Below are 25,306 nucleotides of genomic sequence, written 5' to 3' on the forward strand. Positions count from 1 at the left end.
AGAACGGGCAGAGATCGAGTTCCCGCCCACCCCCCTCTGTCCTGCCGGACATCTCCCCCTCAAGGGGGGAGATCAGCAGTTCCAGCGCGGGGCTTTCCTTTGCGGCGTTGGCAATTGGCGAAAGCAGAGATGAGAGCGCAATCTCCCCCCTTGAGGGGGAGATGTCCGGCAGGACAGAGGGGGGTGTGACGGAGCGCAAGCGTCGCGCCTTGGCCAACAGCCTCACTCGCTCCACTTCACCTTGGTCAGATCATTCGCCTGGATCGGCGCATTTTCCCACAACCCCTGCAGCTTGGCGTCCCACACTCCGACCTTCGGCAGTTCGTAGAGGAAACCGACCACGGCATCGTCGGCCAGGATCTTCTGGGCTTCGCCGAGCAGCGTGTTGCGCTTGGCGTCGTCGGAGGTGAGGTTCAGCTCGGCGATGATCTTGTCGAAGGCCGGGTTGTCGTAGTTGAAGTAGTACTCCTTGCGCGAATAGATATCGATGTCGTTGGGCTCGGTGTGGGAGACAATGGTGAGGTCGTAATCCTTCTTGGTGAACACCTGATCCAGCCACTGCGCCCATTCGACCGGAATGATCTCCAGATCGATTCCGACATCGCGCAGCTGCGAGGCGATGATCTCGCCACCGAGGCGGGCATAGGAGGGCGGAGGCAGTTTCAGCGTCGCCTTGAAGCCATTTTCCAGGCCGGCCTGTTTCAGCAATTCCTTCGCCTTGTCGACATTGTGCGGATAGAGGCCGGTGAGGTCGACATAGGCCTTGCTGGCGGGCGACATGTGCGAGCCGATCGGCACGCCGAGGCCGGCCGAGGCGCCGTCGATGATCGCCTTGCGGTCGAGCGCGAAGGCAATCGCCTGCCGCACCTCGAGCTTGTCGAAAGGCGGCTTCTTGTTGTTGATCGCGAGGATGGTTTCGCCCTCGGTCGAGCCGATCACCACCTTGAAACGCGGGTCGTCCTTGACCTGGGCGACGCTGTCGGGATCGAAGAAGGGGAAGGCCTGGATGTCGCCGGAGAGCAGTGCCGGCACGGCGGCCGCGGCATCGGGCACGATGCGGAACTCGGCCTTGTCGAGAGATACCGGAGCGCCCCAGTAGGTGTCCGATTTCACCAGCGTGATCGATGAGCCCTTGGCCCAGCTCTGGAACTTGAACGGGCCGGTGCCGATGGGCTTTTCCTTGTTGGTGTCGGCGCTCTCCGGCGCCACGATCACGGCGTCGCCCCACCCCATATTGTAGAGGAACGACCCTTGCGGGTTCTTCAGCGTGACCTGGACCGTCGCCGGATCGACGACTTCGACCGTGTCGATGGCCGCGAACAGGCCCTTTTGCGCGTTGACGGAATTGTCGGCGCGGGCGCGGTCGAGCGAGAATTTCACGTCGCTGGCGTCGAAATCGGTGCCGTCATGGAATTTGACACCGGTGTGCAGCTTGAAGGTGTAGACCTTGCCGTCGTCGGAAATGGCCCAGTTCTCCGCGAGATCGGGCAGCACTTCGCCGTTCGGGCCGATGCGGGTCAGGCCTTCGAAGACGTTGGCGTAGAGCACTTCGTCGATCGCCGCGGCGGCACCGGCGGTCGGATCGAGATGCGGCGGTTCGAGCGTAATGCCGATCACCAGGTCGGTACGCGCGGCAAAGGCCTGGCTGCCGGCGGCCAGCGCCAAAACTGCCGCGGCAAGAATGGTTTTCCACAATTTCATCGTGCAACTCCCAAATGCTCGGACCCTGATGGATAGAAGCGTGATTTCGAGGTGGAGTAAATTGCGTTTCGTGCTCCCCAGTTGTGCCAAGGGGAATGTTTTTCCAGCGAAGTCGGTGGTTCAGCCCGCGGCCGTGCCTCTCAGCAGCACATTGAGCCCGATTGCCATCACCTTGGCCGATTCCACCATGTCCGAGATACCGACCCATTCGTCGGGCCGGTGGGCGAGATCGAGAATGCCCGGACCATAGGCGATGCAATCGTAGAGGTGGCCGATGCGGGCAATGTGCTTCTGGTCGTAAGTGCCTGGCGAAATAATGTAATCCGGCTCGCGGTCGAAGATCGCCATGATGCCTTGCGCCACCGCCTTGACCACCGGCGCATCGCGTTCGGTCATCAGCGGCAGAACTTCCATCAGGTCGCGGATTTCGTAGTCAAACTTTTTGCGCTCGCGTTTCAGCCGGTCGAGGATATCGGTCACTTCGCTTTTGACCGTGGCAAGGTCTTCCTCGAGCAGGAAGCGGCGGTCGATGGTCAGCCGGCAAGCATCCGGCACGTTGGGCGAGGGAAGGCCGGGGCGGAAATCCTCGGTCTGGCCGCCATGGATCGAATTGATGTTCATGGTCGAGCGCTTGGCCCCTTCGGGCACGACAGGCATGCGCGTCATCTTGCGGTCGAGCGCCGGAAACAGTTCGTCCTCGAAGGCCTGCAGCACGGCGCCCATGTGGCGCACCGCATTGTCGCCGAGGAACGGCATCGAGCCATGCGCGATCTCGCCCTTGGTCTCGATCTCCGCCCACCAGACACCGCGATGGCCAAGGCAGATGCGATCCTTGTTCAGCGGCTCGGGAATGATGACGTGATCGACCTTGGGTTTCGAGAAATAGCCAAGTTTCGCCAGGTGGGCGACACCACCGAAGCCGCCTGACTCCTCATCGACCGTGCCCGAGATTTCGATGGCGCCGGGAAAATCGGGGAAAACCTCCATGAAGGCTTCGGCCGCGATGATCGAGGCGGCGAGGCCGCCCTTCATGTCGCAGGCGCCGCGGCCATAGACCCTGCCATCCCTGACGATGCCGGCAAAGGGATCGACACTCCAGCCTTCGCCGGCTTCGACGACATCGATATGCGAGTTGAAATGGACGCAGGCGCCGGGCGAGCGGCCGTCGAAGCGGGCGACGACATTGATGCGCGGATAGCGGTCGGTATCGCCGGGCGTGCCCTCGGCGCGGATAAATTCGGTTTCGAAGCCGCGCTTGCTTAGCCGGGCAGCAATATATTCCGCGCAGGGGCGATAGGCTTCACCCGGCGGGTTGATGGTCGGGAAGCGGATCAGGTCGGCGGTGAGCTGGACCAGTTCATCGGAACGGTCGTCGATCGCTTTGAAGAGTCGTTCGTTCATCAGGAGAGTTGAGCAACGAACGGGTGGCTTTTGCAAGCGTTACGCCACTGGCGCCAAAACCACGTGCCGCGGCAGCAACTATGGCGGGAAAATCGTTCAAATTCGCTGCTTTAGATTGGCGATTTTATCAAGGAGTGTGTGTTAGATCACTCACCTGTCGTTAAAAAGATGAAAAACCGCGTGATGACAGAGCAGGCAAGGGGCATCAAAGGGGTTTGATCTCATGACTAAAATCGTTTTCATGGCGGCAGCTTTTGCTGCGATGCTGTTCGGCACGTCCATCGAAAGCAGGGCTGCTTCGCTGGTGGCCAGCATCGACGTCTCATCGCAGACCATGACCGTCAGCCAATACGGCCAGGTGCTATATCGCTGGAGCGTGTCGACCGCGCGCCGCGGCTACTTCACGCCGCCCGGCACCTATCGCCCGCAACGGACGGCGCGGATGTGGTATTCGAAAAAATACCACATGTCGCCAATGCCGTATTCGGTGTTCTTCCATGGCGGCTACGCCATCCACGGCACCAATGCGGTGAGGCAGCTTGGGCGTCCGGCCTCTCATGGCTGCGTGCGGCTGCACACGGCCAATGCCGCGGTCTTTTATTCGATGGTCCGCGAAGTCGGCTTTGGCAATACGCGCATCGTGGTGACGAACTAACGGTCTCGACGACCTAGGATTGACGCTGCCGCTGGCCGGCGGCGTCCTTTGCCTGTCCACGCCGGCGGCGACGCCGGCCTGAGATTTCCCACCTTTTGTGGAACCACATCCACTGTCCTGGGTCCTCGCGAACCCAGCGCTCGACGACGTCGGCGAGCAGTTGGGTGGTGGCTGGGACATCGACGCTGCCGCTCTCATTGCGCGGTAGAATGAGCTTGTCTTCGATCTCGAGGCGGAAGCGGTTGCCAGGCAACCGGACGCAGCGCGCCGGATAGACATCGCAATCATAGTGGCGGGCGAGCATGCCCAGAACCGGATTGCTCTGGCACGGGCGACCGAAGAAGGTCGTCTCCAGTCCGCTGGAGAATTTCTGGTCGACCAGAACGCCGATATTGCCGCCATTCTCGAGAATGGACGCCAGCGCGAAGGAGGCGCCGGTGGAGGAGGGCAACAGAGCGCCCATGCTCGAACGGCGGGTCGAGTGGATGTAGTCGGCGAGGTACGGGTTGTTGGGCGGGCGAAACAACGCCGTGATCTTCATGCCGAAGGTGGCGGCCGCCACCGGCAAAAGCTCGAAATTGCCGAGATGGCCGGTGAACAGGATGTGCGGCTTCTGCTCGGTGGCGATGTGCTTGAAGTGATCGACGCCACCGACTTCGACGCGCCCGGGCGTCGTCGCGTTCGGGTCATAGTCGAACAGCGCATCGAGGAAGATGTATTCGGCGGCAAGCCGGGCCATGTTGCCCCACATGTCGGAGGCGATGGCCTCTATCTCGGCGTCGCTCTTGTCGGGGTAGGCGAGACGCAGATTGTTGACAGCGACGCGGTGGCGTCCGACGCGCGGGCCGATGCGGCGGGCGGCGCGGTCGGCGAAATTGAGCGCGCTGTCGGCGGGCAAGAGGCGCAGCAGCGAGATGATTGTCATCGCCGCACGCGCCACCAGCCAGTGCTCCATCTGGCGCAGTCTTCGGCCATAGCGGAACATGAAGTCCCGACGGGCTTTCTTGAACACCTTGCCGACCATTGGCCTAGGAAACGCGCAGGATGATCTTGCCGAACACGTCGCGGCCTTCCATGCGCTTCAGCGCGGCGTCGATGCCGTCGAAGTCGACTTCGGTGTCGATGACCGGGGCGACCTGACCCGCCGCCATCTTCTGCATGGCATTGGCCATGTTTTCCATGCGGCAGCCGAATGAACCGAGCAGCTTCAACTGCTGCTGGAAGAGCTGCATCAGATTGATCTGCGTCGACACGCCCGAGGTCGAACCGCAGGTGACCAGGCGGCCGCCGCGCTTCAGGCACAGCATCGAGGCGGCAAAGGTGTCGGCGCCGACATGTTCGAACACGACGTCGACGCCTTTCTTCCTGGTCAGCTTGCGCACGACGCCTTCGAAACGGTCGTCACGGTAGTTGATGACATGGTCGGCGCCGAGTGCTTTGGCCTTGTCGATCTTGTCGTTCGAGCCGACCGTGGTGATGATGGTGCAACCCATGCGCTTGGCCAGCTGGATCGCCGCCGAGCCGATGCCGGAGCCGCCGGCATGGATCAGGATGGTCTCGCCCGGCTGCAACTTCGCGTTGTCGAACAGCATGTGCTCGACCGTGCCGAAGGTGACGGGCGCGACAGCCGCGCCGATATCGGTCACGCCGGGCGGGGCAGGGACCAGCAGACGCGCCGGCAGGTTGATCTTCTCCTGCGCGAAGCCGTCGAGGTGGAAGCCGTGCACGCCCGAAACATGTTCGCAGAGATTGTCGCGGCCTTCGCGGCAGGCACGGCAGAGGCCGCAGGTGCGGGCGCCGTAGATCGACACCAATTGCCCGGGCAGCAGGCTGGAAACGCCGGGACCGACGGCCTCGACCTCACCGGAGGCCTCGGCGCCGACGACCAGCGGCAGCTTGCGCTTGGCGAAGGCCATGCCGCGCCAGCCCCAGACGTCGATATGGTTCAGCGCCACCGCCTTGATGCGCAGCGTGACCTCGCCCAGTGCGGGCGGCGGCGGGGGCGGCAGGTCCACCGTTTCAAGACGGCGGTCCTCGATAAGTTGCAGTGCGCGCATAAGGCCTGTCGGTTCTGTTGGAGCGGAAAGCGCTCGCTTAGACCGGTTCCCGCGCCATGACAAGGCAGGTGTTCTGGCCGCCAAAGCCGAAGGAGTTCGACAAAACCGTGCCGACTTCGGCATTGCGCTTCTTGTTCGGCACCACGTCGAGCACGATCGCCGGGTCGGGATTGTCGTAGTTGATGGTCGGCGGAATGACGCTTTCGCGCATGGTCATCAGCGAAAACGCCGCTTCGACGGCACCGGCGGCCGACAGCGTGTGGCCGATCATCGACTTGTTCGACGAGACCGGCATCGAGCCGATCCGCTCGCCGAACACGGTCGACAGCGACAGATGCTCCATCTTGTCGTTTTCAGGCGTCGAAGTGCCATGAGCGTTGACGTAGTCGATCTCGTCCTTGCTCAAGCCGGCATCTGCGAGGGCAGCGCGCACGGCAGCGATCGCCGGCGATCCGTCGGGCTTGGAGCGGGTGCGATGGAAATCATCGGCCTTTTCGCCGCAGCCGCGCAGAATGCCGAGCACGGTCGCTCCGCGGGCAAGGGCGGCCTCCAGCGATTCCAGCACCAGCGCGCCGGAACCTTCGGCCAGGACAAAGCCGTCGCGGTCCTTGGAGAAGGGTTTTGAGGCCTTTTCCGGAATGTCGTTGTGGGTCGACAGCGCCGACAGCAGCGAGAAGCGGATCAGCGCCTCGGCGGTTGCCGAACCGTCGGCGCCGATCGACAGCGCCCGGTCGCATTCGCCGCGGCGGATTGCCTCGACGCCGAGCTGGATGGCGGTAGCGCCGGAAGCACAGGCGGTCGACAGCGTGATCGGCAGGCCGCGCGTTCCGAACCGATCGGCCAGCCGGTCAGCGATCGAGCCGAACTGCGTGGTCTCGAAAGTATCTGTTTCCTTCAGCCCGCGCGCCACCCTGAGCAGCCTTTCGGCGCCGGCGCCCTGGCCGTCGGAATTGTAGAGCGAGAAGCGATCGTGCCAGTCGAGCTCGACCGGCGGCGAGGCAAGGAAGAGCGGCCCGCCGAAATCAGAGGAATCGAGGCCGGATTCGGCCACGGCCTCATTCGCGGCGGTTTCGGCCAGCTCGTAGGTCAGCAGGCTGGCGCCCTTCGAGCTTGAGTCGAGGAAGTCGACCATGCCGGAAATGCGGGTGTTGAGGTGGTCGACGGGAAAGCGAGTGATCGGGTGGATGCCGGATTTGCCGGAGGTCAGCGCCGCCCAATTGTCTGCCTTGCCGACGCCGAGCGAGGTCACCACGCCGATGCCGGTGACGGCGACGATCGGCCTGCCCATGTGATCTCTGAGATTGGCCATCCGGAACCTCTTAACTTTGCAGCATGATCGCGCAGCACTGCTTCAAGCAACGTTGACCAGCGCCATGCCCTCGAATTGGTGATAGCCGATCGCCGTTGCAAGCACGGTTTGCGGAATGCCTTCGAACGGCTTCTCGGTCGCGGCGTCGAAAACGGGGAAGGCGGCCTTGCGGTCGACAGCCAGTGCGGCGAGCGCCACAGCGAACGGAAACTGCGCTTCCTTCATATGCCCCGTCAGCGTCGCGAAACCGCGCGCCGATATCGCCGGATTGGTATCGAGCGCTGCCTTCTCGGCTGATGTTGCCTTATGCGCGCCGGAAGCGCCGGACATGGCAAGCAGCTTACCGTTCGGGAGTGCTGCCTGTTTGAGCAAGGCCGCGATCTCGGCGTCGAGTTCGCCGCGCGAGCGCCGGGCGCGGCCAGAGACGACCGGTCCGAGCTCGGCATAGATCTTGCGGCCACGGCTTGTCGCGTGTTCGCGCTGTTCCAGCACCAGGAAGGCGCCGCCGGAGCCGGAGACCAGGCCGCCACCCTCGGCACCCTGTCTTTGCCAGACCGGCTTCCATGGGCCGCGATGCAGGTAGCCGGCCAGTTCATAGCCGAGCAGCATGTCGGAATGTTCGGTCTGGAAGGCGCCGCCGACCAGAATATGCGTCGACTGTCCCGAGCGGATACGCGCGGCAGCCGTCTCGACGGCGGCGACACCGGCACCTTCCTCGCCCATGAAGGTCCTCGACGATCCGGTCACCTTGTGAACGATGGAGATGTTGCCGGCGAGCAAATTGGAAAGCTGCGCCAGAAACAGAGTCGGCCGCAATTCGGTGGTCAGCTTCTCGTTCAGCAGCACGTCGCGGTCGTTGCGGCTTTCCGAAGCGGCAAGGATCGCGGCGTCGACCGCCTCGTCGCGCTCGCCGCCGCCGGCGGCGACAACCATGTCCATGGTGGTGCTGAGCTCGTCATTGCCCTTGATGCCGGCATCGTCCAGCGCCAGGCCGGCGGCATAGGTGCCGAGCCGCTGCCAGGTTTCCATCTGCCGCTGGTCGCCGCGCTTGGCAATCTGCAGGTTCCAGTCGATCTCGGGCAGGGGATGCACGGTGTAGGGCGCAAAACGCGCGGCTTCGAGCACCGGCTGCAGGCCTGGCTGCGCCAGCTTCTGCCAGTGTGCGTCCGGACCCTCTCCAAGCGAGGAGACAAGGCCAATACCAGTGATGACGACGTCGCGGGGGCTGCTCATGAGCGGCTTTGTGGGTCAGGCGGCGCAGCCCGTCAAGGCCGCGCGCTTGCCCGATGTCAGGCGTTCTTGGCGGCGACCAGCGCGTCGATCTTGGCGCACAGGTTCTTCATGACGAAGTAATCGTCGGTCGAGGCCTTGCCGTCATTGACTTCCTGGGTCCACTTTTCCAGCGGCACCTTGATGCCGAATTCCTTGTCGATGGCAAAGACGATGTCGAGGAAATCGAGGCTGTCGATGCCGAGATCGTCGATCGTGTGGCTTTCGGGGGTGATGGTGTCGATATCGATCTCGCTGGTGTCGGCAATGATCTTGGCGACTTTGTCGAACGTGGTGGACAAGGGCTCTTCCTTCGGTTGCGGGCGGAATCTGTCCGCATCTGGTTTGGGCGCTGTCTAATCGGTTTTTCCCGGCAGGAAAAGGCCTGATGCGCCGGGCGCAGATGGGGAGGGGGGTCTAGAAGCGCAAGAAGGGCCGCCAGTTAACCAGCGGCCCTTCCATTTGACGCAACGTCAGCTCAGCTCTCGCGGAGCTTGACGATGTCGTTGAGCAGTCCGCCCGTTCCGTTGTGGACGGTCAGCCGCTCGACCTTGCCGGCGATCGTTTCCAGAGCCTCGAGCTCCTTCAACCGCAGCATCACCGGGTTTTCGGCCATCACCCGGGCCGTGTTGAGGAGCGAACGCGTGGCGTTCGTCTCTTCGCGGCGGCGGATGACGTTGGCCTCGGCCTGCTTTTCGGCCGAAACCACCTGGTTGAGGATTTCGCGCATCTCGCCCGGCAGGATCACATCCTTGAGCGAGATATCGCTGACCTCGACGCCGATCGCGGCCATGTCGGCACGGACCTTGGCCGCCGCCTCCTCATCGACAGTCACCTTCTTTTCAAGGATCTGGTCGAGCGTCAGCGCGCCAAGCGTCTTGCGGAAGGCATACTGCAGGGCGCGGTAGAGGGCTTCGGAGAAGTCCTTCACCGTGCTCACCGCCTTGACCGGGTCGACGACCTGGTATTCGGCGGCGATGTTGACGCGGATCGTCACGCGATCCTTGGTCAGCACTTCCTGCCCGGCGACATCGAGCGACTGGCGCTTGAGGTCGACGACCTTCACCTGCACCATGCGCCCGACATTCCAGAACGCATGCACGCCCGCAGTGAGCGTGCGCACCAGCACACCGTCGACGAACAGCAGTCCGGCCTGGCCATCGACGATCGGATGGACGGACATCAATTCCGTCTTCCGGGCCTGACCGAGCCGGCGCATCAGCGCCGGATCGATGGCAAGATCGACTGCGGTGTCGACCAGCGTCACCTTCCACGGCCCGGCATCCGTCCACAGCACCAGCTTGCGGTCCGGCGCCAGCGCAGCATGCAGATTGCCGTCGCGCTCGATGACGGCGACCTCCGTGCGTCCGGTGCGAACCACGGTCAAATGACGCGCGGCCACATCCGGGAGCTTGTCGAACAACGCCTTCTCGTACGCCGAAACGAATTCCGGGTTCTTCAGATCGTGCCGGGACACTTCAAGGTTGCCGCGCCGGTTGACGAGCGAATGCTCACCCGGCAGCAGGACAGCCTTGATCTCCCCCTTGTAGAGGGTGAGGGCACGTTCGTTTTCCCTTACGAGGACGCGCTCGCGTCCAAGAACCTTGTCGAGAATAGTCGTCATTGTCTTACTCCTGTCGGGCATGGCCCCATGCGAGGCGTCACGTCATGCGTCGATCTTCCCTTTCGTTTCTCGTTTCACTTCGTCGTTCCCGGCACGAATGATCCGGGGACCGGTGGCATCAAATCGCGGCGGGCCTTCGGGAGCGGATCGCGGGGCAGCGAAGCGGGCGCCGGAGGCCTTGGCCTCCCTTGCCGGCGACACTGCGCCTTGATCGTCACCGCGGGCCTGGCCGTGAGCCGATGGCGTCGGACCTTTCGAGCCGGCCTCGGCCCGTGGGCTTCGGCCGCCTTGAGGTCTTCAGCATTCCGGTCCCCGGACCGATTTTCCGAATAACACCGTGACAGGGTGGCTTGGCTTGGAAGGCCAATGGAGAAGGATTCGAACCTTCGACCGTCAGATTCGCGATCTGATGCTCTACCCAACTGAGCTATCCGTGGTGCAGACAGCAGGATTCGAACCTGCGACCTCCGGATCCAAATCCGGCGCTCTCCCAGACTGAGCTACATCCGCGATCCCAATCCCCAAAACGGCGCCGTATACAGGGCGGCAAAGCCGCCTGCACGGGCGGAGACGAAAGCTCCAACCGTTGTGCTCGCTTCGGTTTTCGTGACCGGGAGCGCGCCTATAGACCCTGCGACGGGTTGTCGCAAGCGGCATTGTGGCGGCGAATTTGCGGCTTCTTTCGGCGGTGGTATTTCAGCAACAGTGCGCGGGCTGACGGGCTGCTCAGAAGGTGACGCGGCCGAGCACACGCAAGCCATCGCCTTGCGGCTCCACCACCACCGCTTCGCCTTCGCGCGGCGAGACGCCGGTCAGCGCCACGATGTTTTCGAGATGGGTGACCATGACCAGATTGTCGGAGCCGGAATAGGCACGGATCTCCTTTATGACCGCGGCGAGCTGCGCGGCCTTCTCGGTCGGATCACTCTTCAGGAGATCGAGCGGTGCAAAAAGCTCCGGCTCGGCTTCGAAGGCGATGCGGGCGGTGTCGAGGCAGCGGCAGTAGCGGCTGGACAGCACGCGCTCGATGGGCGCGGCGCGGGCGCCGAACAAGGCGCCGATCTTGCTCGCCTGTTGCTTGCCGCGGGCCGAGAGGTTGACCTGGGTGGCGCAGTTGTCGATGTCGAAATTGGCCGGGTCGGTGGTGCCGGTGACCAGCGCGTGGCGAAGCAGCACGACATGGCCGCCGTCACGCAAAAGCGCCCAGCCGGCATCTGTCGCATGGGCCGCGGCCGGGACAACAAGCAGAAATAGCGCCAGCACAAATCGAATCATCTGAAACCTTCCGAGAGCCGGATGTCGGCCCTGGTCATTCGCATATAGGGATCGGAAAGCCGCCACAAAGACAAGCGAAAGGCGGACGCTCCGTCCGCAACGTCACTTTTTCGCCATCTGCTTCTTCGCCAGATCGATCTTCTGGTCGGTGAGCGGGATGGGGATCGTGTAGCCGGCTTCAGTAAAGCCCTGCTTGGCGTTCTCGAAGAATTCGATCGCTTTGAGATATTCCGGCTTGCCCGCGCCGTAGCTGGCGCGGTTCCAGTGGACGTCGCCGATATTGTTCTGTTCGAAGGCCCACTGCAGTGGCTGAGTTTCACGCGTAAACACCTTCAGCGTCGCCGTGAATGCAGCTTCGGCGTCGTTGAGATATTTGTCGGTCCGCTGGAGATTGCCGAGATTGAGCAGGCTCATACCGATGCCATTTTGAGCATTGGCCCAGTCAACCGGTGCTGCCTCGATGGTGAGTATTTCGAGCGCTGCCCGCCGCGCCGCAATCGAATCCTGCAGGGTCTTGGCATCGGCATTGCTCATGCTCAACCAGTGCAGCGTCGAGCCCAGGCCGGCCTGGGCCAGTGCCCATTGCCGCGGGTTCGTCTCGCGCTTGTACTCGCGCAGCGCATTGCCGTAGGCGTCGACCGCAGCGCTATAGGGCTCGGGCTTGTCGGTCACGCCGCCCAGTAGCTGCAGCGTGTTGCCGAGATTGTAGTAGCTCATGGCCCAGTCCTGCGGGAACTTCCGCCTGACATAGACCTGCCGTGCCGCCTGGAAGGCTGCCACCGACTGTTCCAGCTTGGCCGCATCACGCGTGCGCTGGCCCAGCGTCTGGTAGATCGAGCCAAGATTGTTCTGCGCCGACGCCCAGTCCATCGGGAAGCGCTGGCGGGTAAACACTGTCAGTGCGTCGTCATAGGCGGAAGCTGCTTCTTCGAGCGTCGCCGTGCCCATGTCGAAGCGGGCGACACCGCTCAGCGCATTTCCGAGATTGAGGCGACTGGTGGCCCAGGACACCGGAAAGGTTTCCCGGGTTCGCACTTCCAGCGCGGCGCGGAAAGCGTCGGCCGCCTCATTGATCTTGGCCTTGTCGTTGAGTTGGATGCCAAGCGTGACCAGCGTGTTGCCGAGATTGTTCTCGACCATCGCCCATTCCACCGGCGTTTTGGCACGTGTGTACTCCTCGAGCGCCAGCCGGTAAGCGGCTTCGGCCTGCTTCAGATGCTCGCCGGCGGGTTCGCGTTCGGAGAGTGCATAGAGGGCGAGGCCAAGATTGTTCTGCGAAGATGCCCAGTCCAAAGGCAGCTTGTCGCGCGGGCGCTTCTCCAGCGTGGCGCGCATGGCCGCCACCGCATCGTTCAGGCGCTTGGGGTCGCTTTCGCGTTCCCCTATCTTCAGCAGCACATTGGCCAGGTTGTTCTGCGCGGCGGCCCAGTTGCGATCATCTTTCTCGCGCTCGAAGACGACAAGCGAATCGCGAAAGATCTGCGCCGCTTCTTCCAGATGCGCGGTCTCGGTTTCGCGTTCGCCGATGGTTTGCAGCACGACCGCCATGTTGTTGCGAGTGATTGCCCAATCGCGGTTCTGTTCACCGTTGGGGATGAAGTTCAGGATGACATGATAGGCCTCGATGGATTGTTGCAGGGCATCGAGGTCGCCGGTGGCGTAGCCATAAGCGTTCAGCGCCTCGGCCTCCTGGTTCTTGTAGTTCCAGCGCAGCTTCTCGTCCCACTTCTCGACCAGCGAGAAAGCTTTGGCATAGTCGTTGGCGGCGGATTTGTAGTCGAAGACCAGTGCGGCGGCGTCGGCGCGTTTGGCATAGATGGCGGCGTCGGCGATGCGCTTTTGCCTGACCAGATCTTCGGCCTCGTCGACCGCACCGCTGTTTTCCTCGACCCGGCCGACCGCGTCATCGAGGAATTTGCGCGCTGTCACCATGGCACCCTGGTTGATGGCTTTGTCGGCGGACGCGACCAGGCGGCTGATCTGGGGATCGTCGGTGCGCAGCGCCGCGCGCTCGGCCATCATCTTCTTCAGGCGCTCGGCCTGGCTGTCCAGAACCTTCTGAAGGTCGTTCGGGTCCTCCGGGATCTTTTCCGTGCCGAGCGCCTTGAGCACGCCGTAGAGCGCATCGAGCGGCACGCCGTCCTTCAGCGAGGCCAGTTCCACCTGCGCCCGCTTGGGATCGGGCAGGTCGGAGATGGTCAACAGCAATTGCCGCCGCTCACCAGTGATCAGCCCATCATCGCCGGTCGGCTCCGGCGGCGCGACGCCGAAATAGAGGAGACGGCGCAGGCTCTCGCTGACCCAGGGGCGCTGCTTTGCCTTGGTGTCGAGATAGACCTCTTCCGTCACCATGCGCATAACCGAGCCGAATTCCGTACCCTTCATCGCCGTGAGGTGACGCAGAAGCGCCGCCGCGTAGGGGCTGTTTTCGCCGGCGTCGCCGTCGAGCGCCGGGCGGCCCGGTTCGGCGGCAAAGCCGACCACCGTGCCGAGGCTCGCATCGTCCACCGAGGCATTGCCGAGCGCCTTGGCGCCGCGCACCGGTTCCAGCCCGCCGGCGCCGATGGGCTCGGCGGAAGCCGTTGGCGCCCGGCGCACGACCGCGTCGGCCGGAAACGGATTGGTGCGGCAGGCGTCGAGCAGCACAATCGTCACCGGCACGGTCTTCTTCAATTCGTCCATGACGGCCGAAATCGGCACCAGCGCCTCACCGGCATGTTTCAGCGAGGAGACGTCGGCGTCCACCGGCACCAGATAGTTCTCGCCGCCGGCCTCGATGCCATGGCCGGAATAGTAGATGAAGGCGACGTCTGCGCCTTCGGCATCCTCGGTAAACCGCTCCAGGTCGCGCTTCAGCTTGGCGGCATCGCGATCGGTGACGTTGCGGGCATCGAAGCCGAGGTCGGTCAGCATCTTGGCCATGTCGCGGGCGTCATTGGCCGGATTGGCAAGAGCGGCGATATGGTCGTATTTCGACTGGCCGATGATCAGCGCCACGCCCTTGAGACTTTTGGTCTCGGCCGCCTGAGCTACCGATACGGCAAGGCAAAGCAGCACAGCGACGAAAGCCGTCAGCCGCCGGACACGATTGCCTTTCGAGGTGCCGACAAAGCCCATTTGTCGTGTCGTCCGCCCAATGATCCAAACCCTCTATAAGCCTGCCAGCCGACGATGATCAAATTCGGGCGCGATTGCGCCGCGAGCATGGCTCGCTTATCCCTCTGGAAATGTCGCCGCTCACCGAAACCGTCCTCTTCGTCTTCAGCCTTGTCGCGCTCGGATATGTCGCCGGGTGGACACGCTATCTCAGGCCAGCGAGCGGTGAGGGCATCTCCGAATTCGCCATCAACGTGGCGATGCCGCTGCTGCTGTTCCAGACGATGGTGAAGTCCGACTTCCATCGTGTTGCGCCATGGTCGCTATGGGGCGCTTATTTTGCGGCCGTCGCGATCACCTGGGCCGCCGGCCATCTGGTTACCACCCGTGTCTTCGGCAGGGATTCTCGCGCCGGTGTCGTCGGCGGCGTGTCGTCGGCGTTTTCCAATGTCGTGCTGCTCGGCGTGCCCTTTATCCTCGGCATATTCGGAACGGATGGCTTCGAGGTGCTGTCTCTGCTGGTCTCGGTGCATCTGCCGACCATGCTGATGGCCTCGATCGTGCTGTTCGAAGTGTTCGGCCGCGGTAGCGGCGAACCCGTGCATCCCTTGCGCGTTGTCCGCAGCTTCCTCAGGCGGCTGTTCATGAATCCGTTGATCATCGGCATTCTGGCGGGGCTCGCATGGCGCATCACCGGCGCGCCGCTGCCTGCTGTCGCCATGCGCCTGGTCGATACGCTGGCCGCTACGGCGGCGCCGGTGGCGCTGTTCGCCATGGGGCTCAGCCTGCGCCGCTTCGGCATTTCGGGCAATGTCAGGCCGGCGCTGGTGCTTTCGGCGCTGAAACTGTTCCTGATGCCGGCGCTGGTGCTTGTCTTCGTCTGGTTGCTCGGCCTGCCGCCCTTGACGGCCAAGGTGGCGGTGATGGTGGCCGCGATGCCGTCCGGCATCAATTCCTACCTGATCGCCGTGCAGTTCAACACCGGCCAGGCGCTGGCGTCGAACCAGATGACCATCGCCACCGCCTGTGCCGTTCTCACCACGACCTGCTGGCTGACGGTGGTGGTTCACGTCTTCGGTTAGGCCACACGGCAATTTGCCTGTTGCGGCTCTCGTCTTGCTCTGGCCCAACCCCTATATGCCATCTTGCGATTGCTTGCGGGGCTTGCCCTAGGTTAAGAGCAGTGGCTTCAGCGTGCCGGCTCCGCAGCCTTTGCGCACGCTCATCGAAGAGATCCAGAAACCGGCCCGTCAGTGCGCCGAACGGAGGCTAGACCATGCTTCAGAAAACCAGCCATTTCATGCGCCAGGCCAATCTCATCAACGGCGAATGGGTGCAGGCCGACAGCGGCCAGACGGTCGACGTCAACAACCCGGCCACCGGCCTCAAGATCGGCACCGTGCCGAAGTCGGGCAAGGCGGAAACCCGCCGCGCCATCGAAGCCGCCGCCGAGGCTTTCAAGACCTGGCGCAAGACCACCGCGCTCGAACGCTCGAAGCTCTTGCGCAAGCTGCATGACGCGATGATGGACAATCAGGACGTGCTGGCCGAACTGCTCACCATCGAGCAGGGCAAGTCGCTGGCCGAATCCAAGGGCGAGATCGGCTCTGCCGCCGCCTACATCATGTGGTTCGCCGAGGAAGGCCGCCGCACCTATGGCGATGTCGTGCCGTCGCCGTGGGGCGATCGCCGCATCCTGGTGACCAAGGAGCCGGTTGGCGTCATCGCGGCGATCACGCCGTGGAATTTCCCGTCCTCGATGCTTGCCCGCAAGCTCGGCCCTGCGCTTGCCGCCGGCTGCACTACCGTGGTCAAACCGGCCTCGCAGACACCGTATTCCGGTCTTGCCTGGGGTGCGCTGGCCGAGGAAGTCGGCTTCCCCAAGGGCGTCGTCAACATCCTGACCGGCTCGGCTGCCGAAATCGGCGACGAGATCTGCGCCAACCCGCTGATATCGAAGATCACGTTCACCGGTTCGACCGAGATCGGCAAGCTTCTGATCCAGAAGTCGTCCGTCACCGTCAAGAAAGTGTCGATGGAACTTGGCGGCAACGCGCCGTTCCTGGTCTTCGACGATGCCGATCTCGACCGTGCCGTTGCCGGTGCCATCACCGCCAAGTACCGCAATTCCGGCCAGACCTGCGTTTGCACCAACCGCTTCCTCGTGCAGGCCGGCATCTACGACAAGTTTGTCGAGAAGCTGGTCGCAGCCAGCAATGGCCTGAAGGTTGGCTCGGGCCTGGAAGAGGGCGTGCAGCAGGGACCGCTGATCGACGTGAAGGCGGTCGAGAAGGTCGAGGAATTCATCGCCGACGCCACCTCGAAGGGCGGCAAGGTCGTCGCCGGCGGCAAGCGCCACGCGCTTGGCGGCTCGTTCTTCCAGCCGACCGTCATCGCCAATGCCAAGCCTGACATGCGCTTCATGAAGGAAGAGATATTTGGCCCGATCGCCCCGGTGTTCAAGTTCGAGACCGAGGAAGAGGCCATCGCGCTCGCCAACGACACCGAGTTCGGCCTCGCCGCCTATTTCTACACCGGCGATCTCGGCCGCGCCTTCCGGGTCATGGAAGGGCTGAAATACGGCATGGTCGGCGTCAATGAAGGCCTGATCACCACGCCGGAAGCGCCGTTCGGCGGTGTCAAGGAATCGGGCCTCGGCAAGGAAGGCGGACATCAGGGCATCGAGGATTACCTCGACACCAAATATGTCTGCATTGGCGGCCTCGGCCTCTAAACCGCTGACGGGCAGGGCAGGCCATGCGCCTGCCCTTGCCAGATGACATTCAGCCGGCCTAGAGCGGTTCAGCGGAAACGCCGAACCGCTCTATCTCTTTGTTTTTCGCAATTCCGGACGGAAAACCGTTTCACACTTTTCCTGGAATTGCTCTAAGTCGACAGATCCACGAAATAGCATTTGGGCATAGCGATGAAGGACGGCGAAGTCTTCGGCACGACCCAGGCGGGCGAACCCGTCCGCCGTTTCACCATCCGTGGCGGCGGCATCAGCGCCAACATCATCGGGCTCGGCGCCATCATCCAGGATCTGCGGCTCGCCGGCCACGATGCGCCGCTGGTGCTGGGCTATGACCGCTTCGAGCCCTACGAGACCGACCGGGCCTTCTTCGGCGCGGTCGTCGGTCGTTATGCCAACCGCATCCGCGACGGCCGCTTCACCATTGCCGGCCAGCGCTACCAGACCGAGCGCAATTTCCTCGGCAAGCACACGCTGCATGGCGGTTCGCGGGGTTTTTTCCACCGGCCATGGACGGTTTCGCTGCACGGCCGGGATTTTGTCACGCTGACGCTGCACGATCCCGACGGCACGATGGGCTTTCCCGGCGCGCTCGACGTCACCTGCACCTACCGGCTGAAGATCCCCGGCACGCTCTCGATGGAGCTCACCGCCACCTGCGAGGAGCCGACGCTGTGCAATCTGGCGCAGCATTCCTACTTCAATCTCGACGATGGCGGCACCGGTGACATCCTCGATCACCGGCTGATGCTGAATGCCGGCGCCTACACGCCGGTTGATGGCGAGATGATCCCGACCGGTGTCGTCAAGCCTGTCGACGATACCCCTTTTGACTTCCGCCAGGCGCGGCCGCTGCGCATGGAAACAGAAGGCGAGCAGCTCGCCTACGACGTCAACTTCTGTCTGGCGTCAGCTCGAGGCCCGCTTCACCAGGTGGCGTGGGCGCAAGGCGCCAGTTCAGGCGTCGAGATGGAGGTCTGGACCACCGAGCCCGGCCTGCAGCTTTACACCGGCCAATATGTCGTGCCGACGTCGGGCGGCCTGGACGGGCGGCGCTACAAGGCGTTTTCCGGTTTTTGCCTCGAAGCACAGGCCTGGCCCGACGCGCCCAACCGGCCCTATTTCCCGCAAGCCACTTTGTGGCCGGGGCAGATCTATCATCAGGTGACGGAATATCGCTTCCGGCTTCCCTAAGGTCTTAGCCTTCGAAAGCGGTTCTTAGAACCTCGAACGGCGCCAGCGCGCCGCGCACCTGCACGACGGCGGCGGCGACACGATGCGCGTGCTGCACGGCCTCTGCTGGCGCATGGCCGGCAAGCCGGGCGGCTAGATAGCCGCCATTGAAGGAATCGCCGGCGCCGGTGGTGTCGACGGGGGTGGCGACATGCTGGGCCGGAACGGGCTGCAGGGTTCCGCCAGTGGCGATCAGCGCCGGCTCCTCGCCATTCTTGACGACGACTTCGCCGACCAGTTTTCCCATCCGCTCGGCGGTCACCTGGGGTGCCGTATCGCCAAACAGCATCTGCTCGTCGGGAAAGGTCGGCAGCGCGATGTCGGTGACGGCAAGCGCGTTAAGGATCGCGGCTTGCGCCTCCTCGCGGCCGTGCCACAGGCGCGGCCGGTAGTTAGGGTCGAAGGCGACCAGCGATCCGGCAGCGCGCGCCTTGGCCACCGCTGCCAGCAACGTCTTGCGCGCGGCGGCGTCCAGAATTGCCAAAGTGATTCCGGAGAAATAGACAAGCGCCTGGTTTTCAAGGCTTTTTGCCAAGGCCGCCGGGTCCGAGGCAAGCCGTCTGGCCGCCGCGTCGCTGCGCCAATAGGTGAAGGCGCGTTCGGCGCCGGTCAAGGTGATGGCGTAAAGGCCGGGCCGGGCACCCGGGATGATCGGGCTGGCGCCGATGCCGATGCCGTTTTCGGCGAAGAACGAGATCTGACCCTGCGAGAACGGGTCGTCGCCAAAGGCAGAGACGTAAGTGGCGGGCCTCTCGCCGCTCAGCGCATGCAGTGCCCACAGCGTGTTGAACGTGTCGCCGGCAAAGCCCATGCGCCAGTTGGGCCCGGTCTGGCCGGACAGTTCGAGCATGCATTCACCGATCGAAGCGACGCCGTCTGCTGCCATAACTCTCCCTCGGGGTTTGGTTTCGGTCCTGTAGCTTTTTGCGGCCGGCAGCGCCATGCTTGGCGGCGGCGGTTTTTTGCGCCAGAAGCGTTTTCCCACAGCAGCGGCGGGACGCGAATTGCTCCCCGGGACGTTATGTTTGGAAGAGGAACCGGTTTGGCATCACTATGGCGTTATCTTCTTGCGGGCCTTGGTCTGGCCGCCCTGCTGGCCGGCATACTGGCGATCGTCTATCTGACCGCGCCGCAATCGGCGCCGGGCCCGGATATTTCGCGCTCGAAGAAAACGGCGAACGGCTTGTTTGTCGCCAGTTTCCAGCCGGAGCGGGGCGTTATCAAACAAGGCGAACTGCAATCCTGGCTGCTCACCCTGAAGACGGTCAAAGGCAATCCCGTGGAAGGCGCGGCGATCTCGGTCTCCGGCGGCATGCCGCAGCACAATCACGGCCTGCCGACCAGTCCGCAGGCGACCGACTATCTGGGCGAGGGGCGCTACCGCATCGAGGGGCTGAAATTCACCATGAGCGGCGTGTGGCAGTTGCGCTTCGCCATTTCAGCGGCGGCCGGTTCCGACACGGTCGTCTTCAACGTGGTGCTGTGACCAGATGAACTGCCTGTTGCGCTTTCTGGCCCTGGCGGCGGTTTTGCTGGTTGCCGGCTGCGGCAAGCCGGATTTTTCCGATGCCGAGAAGAAGACCATTGCCTCGCTGGCGCTGAACGCCTTGCCGGCGCTGAAGCCCGATACCACCAACCGCTTTGCCGACGTGCCCGCCGCGGCGGCCCTGGGCTCCACTCTGTTCTTCGATCAGGGCATGAGCCATGACGGCAACGTGTCGTGCTCGACCTGTCACAAGATCGACCGGCAATTCCAGGACGACCTGCCGCAGGCCGTCGGCGTCGGCCGCACCAATAGGCGCTCGATGCCGCTGGCCGGGGTAGCGCGCAATCCGTGGTTCTTCTGGGATGGGCGGCGCGACAGCCTGTGGGCGCAGGCGCTGACGCCGCTGGAAAACCCGCTCGAGCAGGCGGGAAACCGCGCCGCCTTCGCGCATTATATCCAGAAGCGGTTCGGCGAGCGCTACGAGCGGATCTTCGGGCCGCTGCCTGACCTTTCCGCCGTGCCGGCCAATGCCAGTCCGCTCGGCAATGAAGCAGAGCAGGCGGCGTGGAAGGCGATGACTGCGGCCCAGATGGACGATGTCAACCGTGTCTTTTCCAATATCGGCAAGGCGATCGCCGCCTTCGAACGGTCGATCGAACCGGCGCAGACGCGCTTCGACCGTTTTGCCATCGACCTGGCGTCCGGCGCCAAGCCGAAAGCCGACGATGCCTTTTCGCTGGAGGAAATGCTCGGGCTGAAATTGTTCATCGGCAAGGCCAATTGCGTGACCTGCCACAACGGGCCGCGCTTCACCGACAACAGTTTCCACAACACCGGCGTGCCGCCGGTCAAGGACCTGCCGCTGGATCGCGGCCGCTTCGACGCGATAGCCCAGGTCGAGGCTGATCCCTTCAACTGCTTCGGCGCCTTCCGCGACGGTGGCGCCGGCGCCTGCGGCGAACTGCGCTTCATGGTCAAGGACGCGCCCGAACTGATGCGCGCCTACAAGACGCCGTCGTTGCGGGGCGCGGCGACGAGGCCGCCCTATATGCATGCCGGCCAGTTCTCCTCGCTGGAGGAGGTGGTGGCGCATTATTCGGCGGCACCCGCTGCTGTCGAGGGTACCTCCGAGGTGCACCCGCTGCAACTGTCGGACCGCGAGCGCGCGGCGCTGGTGGCGTTCTTGAAGACGCTGTCGGAGTGAGGAGTCAGCGGTCCTTCACCGTCTCCATCGCCACGAAGGTCGAGGTCTGGGCGACGTGCGGGAGCGCCGAGATGCGCTCGCCGAGCACGCGGCGGTAGGCGGCGATGTCCGTGGTGCGGACTTTCAGCAGATAGTCGAAGCTCGACGCCATCATGTGGCACTGCTCGATTTCCGGCACCGCCTGCACCGCGCGGTTGAAAGCGTCGAGCGCGGCCGAGCGCGTGTCCGACAGTTTGACCTGTACGAAGGCAACATGGCCTTCGCCCATGCGCTCGCGGTCGATGATCGCCTGGTAGCCCCTGATGTAGCCGTCTTTTTCCAAGCGCTTTACCCGCGCCTGCACCGGCGTCTTCGATAGGCCGACCTTGCCGGCCAGCTCCGACATGGACAACCGCCCGTCGCGCGCCAGAGACGACAGGATGTTTTTATCGATGCGGTCCAATTGGTCTTCTGTCACTGATATTGCAGTCCATTTGATGGCGATTTGATCGCAATGATAGATCGATCGGCTTGCCATGTCGATTTCTTTGGACCGGCTGAAAATACGGCTCTGTGCTAGCTTGCGCCATTCGGTCCGGCGACCGCCGGCCCGTTCCCTGATGCTCGCTCCGCAGGACCGCCATGCCGCTCGACACCATCCGCCAGCAGATCCGCGCCAACTACCTGCCCGACGAAGACGCGGCGGTGAAGAGGCTTGCCGAAGCAACCGGGCTTTCTACCGAAGACCGCGATGCGATCTCGGCTCGTGCCGCCGACCTGGTGCGGGCGGTGCGCGGCTCGTCCGACCCCAGGCTGATGGAGGTTTTTCTCTCGGCCTACGGCCTTTCCACCAAGGAAGGCGTGGCGCTGATGTGCCTGGCCGAGGCGCTGCTGCGCGTGCCCGACACCGAGACCATGGACGACCTCATCGCCGACAAGATCGCGCCGCATGACTGGTCGGCGCATTCGGGCGGTTCGAGCTCGATCTTCGTCAATGCCTCGACCTGGGCGCTGATGCTGACCGGCCGCGTGCTCGACGAGGGCGAGGGCGGCATCGAAGGCACGCTGCGCTCGATGGTGCGGCGGCTGGGCGAACCGGTGATCCGCAAGGCGGTGGCCGCCGCCATGCGCGAAATGGGCGAGCAGTTCGTGCTTGGCCGCACTATCGCCGAAGCCGTCAAGCGCGGCCGGCCGATGATCCAGAAAGGCTATCTCTATTCCTTCGACATGCTGGGCGAGGCGGCTCGCACCGAGGCCGACGCGCTGCGCTATCTCAAGGCCTATGCCGACGCCATTTCCTCGCTCGATTCCGGCTCCAACGGTCCCGATATCCGCCAGAACCACGGCATCTCGGTCAAGCTGTCGGCGCTGCATCCGCGCTACGAAGAGGCGCAGAAGGAAAAGATGCTGCCTGTCATGGCCGAGCGGCTGCTGTCGCTGGCGCTGGCCGCGCGGCATTCGCGCATGGGCCTCAACATCGATGCCGAGGAAGCCGACCGGCTGGATCTGTCGCTGGATGTCATCGAGCGCGTGCTGGCCGAGCCGGAGCTTGCCGGCTGGAACGGCTTTGGCGTCGTCGTCCAGGCCTATGGGCCACGCGCGGCCTTCACCATCGACTGGCTCTATGCGCTGGCGAAAAAGTACGACCGCAACATCATGGTGCGGCTGGTCAAGGGCGCCTATTGGGACACCGAAATCAAGCGGGCGCAGACGCTCGGACTTTCCGGCTACCCCGTCTTCACCCGCAAGGCCAACACCGACGTTTCCTACATCGCCTGCGCTAAGAAGCTGCTGTCGATGACTGACCGCATCTATCCGCAATTCGCCACCCACAATGCCCATACCGTCGCCGCCATCCTGTCGATGGCCGACAATCGCGACGCCTTCGAGTTCCAGCGCCTGCACGGCATGGGCGAGGCGCTGCATGAGACAGTGCGCCAGGCCGAAGGCACGCGCTGCCGCATCTATGCGCCGGTGGGCGCGCACTCCGATCTTTTGGCCTATCTGGTGCGTCGTCTGCTTGAGAATGGCGCCAACTCCTCTTTCGTCCATCAGCTCACCGACGAGGATGTCGAGCCGGAGGATATTGCGCGTGATCCGCTCGAAACGGTCGAGAACCAGGGTCCGGCCGCCAATCCGGCAATCGCTCGTCCGGCGACGATCTTCGGCGCTGGCCGCCGCAATTCGAAGGGGTTCGACATCACCGATCCGGTGACGCTGGCGGCGATCGACAAAGCCAAGGCGGCCTTTGCCGGGCCCGAGCGCTGGCATGCCAAGCCGATCACGCGCGCCGCCGGCTATGGCAAGCAGCGCCCTGTGGTCAATCCGGCGAAGCCTGCCGAGATCGTCGGCACGGTCGCCGAAGCCGCCGCCAAGCAGGTCGCGACCGCCGTGCGCTTCGCGGTGGAAGCGCAGCCGGCCTGGGCAAAACGTCCCGTCACCGAGCGCGCCGCGATCCTCAACCGCGCCGCCGATCTCTATGAGGCCAATGCCGTCGAGTTCTTCGCGCTCGCCACCCGCGAGGCCGGCAAGTCGCTGGCCGACGGTGTGGCGGAAGTGCGCGAAGCCGTCGACTTCCTGCGCTACTACGCTGCCGAAGCGGCGAACAATGAAGCGGGCACCGAGGCGCGCGGCGCCATAGTCTGCATCTCGCCATGGAACTTCCCGCTCGCCATCTTCACCGGCCAGATCGCGGCCGCGCTCGTCACCGGCAATTCGGTCATCGCCAAGCCGGCCGAACAGACGCCGCTGATCGCCTTCCGCGCCGTCGAACTGCTGCGCGAGGCCGGCGTGCCGGAGGATGTCATCCAGCTTCTACCCGGCGATGGCCCGTCGGTCGGCGGACCGCTGGCTGCGGATCCGCGCATTGCCGGCGTCTGCTTCACTGGCTCGACCGAGGTCGCCAAGCTGATCGAAAAGCAGTTGGCCGAGACGGCAGCGCCTGATGCCATGCTGATCGCCGAGACCGGCGGCCTCAACGCCATGATCGTGGATTCTACCGCGCTGCCCGAACAGGCGGTGCGCGACATCCTGGCGTCGGCCTTCCAGAGCGCCGGCCAGCGCTGCTCGGCGCTGCGCGTGCTGTATGTGCAGAAGGACGTCGAGAAGAAGATGCTGGAGATGCTGAAGGGCGCCATGGAGGCGCTCACCATTGGCGATCCCTGGCAGATTTCGACCGATGTCGGTCCGGTGATCGACGATGAGGCGCAGAGCTCGATCCGCGAGTATTGCACCACGATGGGCCTGCAGGGCCGGCTGATCGCCAAACTTGAGGCGCCGAAGGATGGCCGCTTCGTCGCGCCGCATGTCTTTCGGGTCAAAGGCATCGAGGAGATGGAGCGCGAGGTGTTCGGGCCGGTGCTGCATGTCGCCAGCTTCGACGCCGACGGGATCGACGCCGTTATCGCCGCCATCAACCGCAAGGGTTATGGCCTCACCTTCGGCCTGCACACCCGCATCGAGGGCCGCGTCCAGCATTTTGTCGACGGCATCCATGCCGGCAACATCTATGTCAATCGCAACCAGATCGGCGCCGTCGTCGGTTCGCAGCCATTCGGCGGCGAGGGGCTTTCGGGAACCGGGCCGAAGGCCGGCGGGCCGCACTATCTCCGGCGTTTCCGCAAGGGGCCGGAGGCCGGCACCGAGATTGCCGAGGGCCACAAGGTGACGGCGACCGAACTCGCCGACAATCTGCCCGAGCCGACGCTTGGCGGCTGGTCGACGCGGCCGGACCGCATCGCCATTTTGAGAAAGCATCTGCGCGGCAAGGGTGCAGCGGCGATCGGCGCTGCCGCTGCAATCGATTTCGGCCAGGTCGACCTGCCCGGGCCGACCGGCGAGGCCAACACGCTGTCGCTGTCGCCGCGCGGCCGGGTGCTGTGCCTCGGGCCGGACGCCGACACGCTGCTTGCCCAGACGATCCAGGCGCTTGCCGCCGGCAACGCGGTGCTGGCCGTGGCGCCCGGCGCGCCGGCAGCCCTCTCCGCGTTGACCGGCAAGGGGCTGCCGTTGGCAGCCATAGATGGCCGGCCCGACCCGGTCGAGGCGCGTTCGCTGCGCGTCGATGTTGTCGCCTTCTCGGGCAAGCCGGAAGCAGCCCGGATCGTGCGCAAGGTCATCGCCAACCGGAGCGGCCCGATCGTGCCGCTGGTCAGCGAAGTGCTCAACCCGGCGGCCTATGCGCATGAACGCGCCGTCTGCGTCGACACCACCGCTGCCGGCGGCAATGCCAGCCTGCTGGCCGCGGCGTAGGGGGCTTTTCGCGG

Annotated in this window: 19 protein-coding genes and 2 tRNA genes; 7 read left to right on the top strand and 14 right to left on the bottom strand. The window is 64.0% G+C overall.

Features of this window, described 5'->3' with window-relative positions; genetic code table 11:
• Nucleotides 1–222 precede the first annotated feature (222 nt).
• Nucleotides 223–1,701, bottom strand: coding sequence for an ABC transporter substrate-binding protein (locus tag AC04SH_RS11450; protein WP_488575093.1), 1,479 nt, complete (start codon nucleotides 1,699–1,701; stop codon nucleotides 223–225).
• Between the two features lie 120 nt (nucleotides 1,702–1,821).
• Nucleotides 1,822–3,102: an acetylornithine deacetylase/succinyl-diaminopimelate desuccinylase family protein gene (locus tag AC04SH_RS11455; protein WP_488575094.1), complete on the bottom strand. Its 1,281-nt coding sequence runs from the start codon at nucleotides 3,100–3,102 to the stop codon at nucleotides 1,822–1,824.
• Nucleotides 3,103–3,325: 223 nt separating this feature from the next.
• Here AC04SH_RS11455 and AC04SH_RS11460 point away from each other — a divergent pair, with 223 nt between their 5' ends.
• Entirely contained in the window at nucleotides 3,326–3,757 is a 432-nt protein-coding gene (locus AC04SH_RS11460) for a L,D-transpeptidase (protein WP_477231312.1), read from the top strand.
• A 13-nt stretch (nucleotides 3,758–3,770) separates the two neighbouring features.
• Here AC04SH_RS11460 and AC04SH_RS11465 read toward each other — a convergent pair whose 3' ends face one another.
• From AC04SH_RS11465 to AC04SH_RS11510, 10 genes are all read right to left on the bottom strand, one after another.
• On the bottom strand, nucleotides 3,771–4,781 hold the full coding sequence (locus AC04SH_RS11465; RefSeq protein ID WP_488575095.1) for a lipid A biosynthesis lauroyl acyltransferase: 1,011 nt from the start codon (nucleotides 4,779–4,781) through the stop codon (nucleotides 3,771–3,773).
• A gap of 4 nt (nucleotides 4,782–4,785) precedes the next feature.
• Complete coding sequence (locus AC04SH_RS11470; protein WP_488575096.1) at nucleotides 4,786–5,814, bottom strand: zinc-binding dehydrogenase; 1,029 nt, start codon at nucleotides 5,812–5,814, stop codon at nucleotides 4,786–4,788.
• A 37-nt stretch (nucleotides 5,815–5,851) separates the two neighbouring features.
• Entirely contained in the window at nucleotides 5,852–7,123 is a 1,272-nt protein-coding gene (locus AC04SH_RS11475) for a beta-ketoacyl-ACP synthase (protein WP_488575097.1), read from the bottom strand.
• Nucleotides 7,124–7,165: 42 nt separating this feature from the next.
• Complete coding sequence (locus tag AC04SH_RS11480; protein ID WP_488575098.1) at nucleotides 7,166–8,356, bottom strand: beta-ketoacyl-ACP synthase; 1,191 nt, start codon at nucleotides 8,354–8,356, stop codon at nucleotides 7,166–7,168.
• Nucleotides 8,357–8,412: 56 nt separating this feature from the next.
• Nucleotides 8,413–8,694 (bottom strand): acyl carrier protein, encoded by a 282-nt coding sequence (locus AC04SH_RS11485; protein ID WP_006335407.1) that lies wholly within the window; start codon nucleotides 8,692–8,694, stop codon nucleotides 8,413–8,415.
• Between the two features lie 176 nt (nucleotides 8,695–8,870).
• A complete protein-coding gene (locus tag AC04SH_RS11490) occupies nucleotides 8,871–10,016 on the bottom strand; it encodes a slipin family protein (RefSeq protein WP_488575099.1) in 1,146 nt (381 codons plus the stop codon).
• A gap of 356 nt (nucleotides 10,017–10,372) precedes the next feature.
• Nucleotides 10,373–10,448 (bottom strand) — tRNA-Arg (locus AC04SH_RS11495).
• A 2-nt stretch (nucleotides 10,449–10,450) separates the two neighbouring features.
• A tRNA-OTHER gene (locus AC04SH_RS11500) sits at nucleotides 10,451–10,526 on the bottom strand.
• A gap of 216 nt (nucleotides 10,527–10,742) precedes the next feature.
• Nucleotides 10,743–11,291, bottom strand: a complete 549-nt coding sequence (locus tag AC04SH_RS11505) for a histidine phosphatase family protein (protein WP_488575100.1) — start codon at nucleotides 11,289–11,291, stop codon at nucleotides 10,743–10,745.
• A 102-nt stretch (nucleotides 11,292–11,393) separates the two neighbouring features.
• Nucleotides 11,394–14,408 (bottom strand): caspase family protein, encoded by a 3,015-nt coding sequence (locus AC04SH_RS11510; protein WP_488575101.1) that lies wholly within the window; start codon nucleotides 14,406–14,408, stop codon nucleotides 11,394–11,396.
• 110 nt (nucleotides 14,409–14,518) lie between these two features.
• Between AC04SH_RS11510 and AC04SH_RS11515 the strand changes: the two genes are divergently transcribed.
• The 3 genes from AC04SH_RS11515 to AC04SH_RS11525 all read left to right on the top strand — a co-directional run bounded on the left by AC04SH_RS11515 (nucleotide 14,519) and on the right by AC04SH_RS11525 (nucleotide 18,333).
• Nucleotides 14,519–15,469, top strand: coding sequence for an AEC family transporter (locus AC04SH_RS11515; protein ID WP_488575102.1), 951 nt, complete (start codon nucleotides 14,519–14,521; stop codon nucleotides 15,467–15,469).
• Between the two features lie 194 nt (nucleotides 15,470–15,663).
• The gene (locus AC04SH_RS11520; protein WP_477231303.1) at nucleotides 15,664–17,121 is read left to right on the top strand and encodes an NAD-dependent succinate-semialdehyde dehydrogenase; all 1,458 of its coding nucleotides are present in this window, start codon (nucleotides 15,664–15,666) and stop codon (nucleotides 17,119–17,121) included.
• Between the two features lie 186 nt (nucleotides 17,122–17,307).
• Nucleotides 17,308–18,333: an aldose epimerase family protein gene (locus tag AC04SH_RS11525; protein WP_477231938.1), complete on the top strand. Its 1,026-nt coding sequence runs from the start codon at nucleotides 17,308–17,310 to the stop codon at nucleotides 18,331–18,333.
• A 4-nt stretch (nucleotides 18,334–18,337) separates the two neighbouring features.
• Here AC04SH_RS11525 and AC04SH_RS11530 read toward each other — a convergent pair whose 3' ends face one another.
• The gene (locus tag AC04SH_RS11530) at nucleotides 18,338–19,258 is read right to left on the bottom strand and encodes a sugar kinase (protein ID WP_477231302.1); all 921 of its coding nucleotides are present in this window, start codon (nucleotides 19,256–19,258) and stop codon (nucleotides 18,338–18,340) included.
• 156 nt (nucleotides 19,259–19,414) lie between these two features.
• On the opposite strand from AC04SH_RS11530, the gene AC04SH_RS11535 reads away from it, so the two are divergent.
• Together AC04SH_RS11535 and AC04SH_RS11540 are read left to right on the top strand one after the other, a co-directional pair.
• Nucleotides 19,415–19,858 carry a FixH family protein gene (locus AC04SH_RS11535; protein WP_477231301.1) on the top strand — a complete coding sequence of 148 codons (444 nt, stop codon included), beginning with the start codon at nucleotides 19,415–19,417 and terminating at the stop codon, nucleotides 19,856–19,858.
• Nucleotides 19,859–19,862: 4 nt separating this feature from the next.
• Nucleotides 19,863–21,062 carry a cytochrome-c peroxidase gene (locus AC04SH_RS11540; RefSeq protein WP_477231300.1) on the top strand — a complete coding sequence of 400 codons (1,200 nt, stop codon included), beginning with the start codon at nucleotides 19,863–19,865 and terminating at the stop codon, nucleotides 21,060–21,062.
• A 4-nt stretch (nucleotides 21,063–21,066) separates the two neighbouring features.
• Here the strand turns inward: AC04SH_RS11540 and AC04SH_RS11545 are convergent, their stop codons facing one another.
• Nucleotides 21,067–21,519 (bottom strand): Lrp/AsnC family transcriptional regulator, encoded by a 453-nt coding sequence (locus AC04SH_RS11545; RefSeq protein WP_112565348.1) that lies wholly within the window; start codon nucleotides 21,517–21,519, stop codon nucleotides 21,067–21,069.
• Between the two features lie 164 nt (nucleotides 21,520–21,683).
• On the opposite strand from AC04SH_RS11545, the gene putA reads away from it, so the two are divergent.
• Complete coding sequence (gene putA / locus AC04SH_RS11550; RefSeq protein ID WP_477231299.1) at nucleotides 21,684–25,292, top strand: bifunctional proline dehydrogenase/L-glutamate gamma-semialdehyde dehydrogenase PutA; 3,609 nt, start codon at nucleotides 21,684–21,686, stop codon at nucleotides 25,290–25,292.
• The last annotated feature ends 14 nt before the right edge of the window (nucleotides 25,293–25,306 follow it).

Source organism: Mesorhizobium sp. CNPSo 4688 (assembly GCF_057784295.1).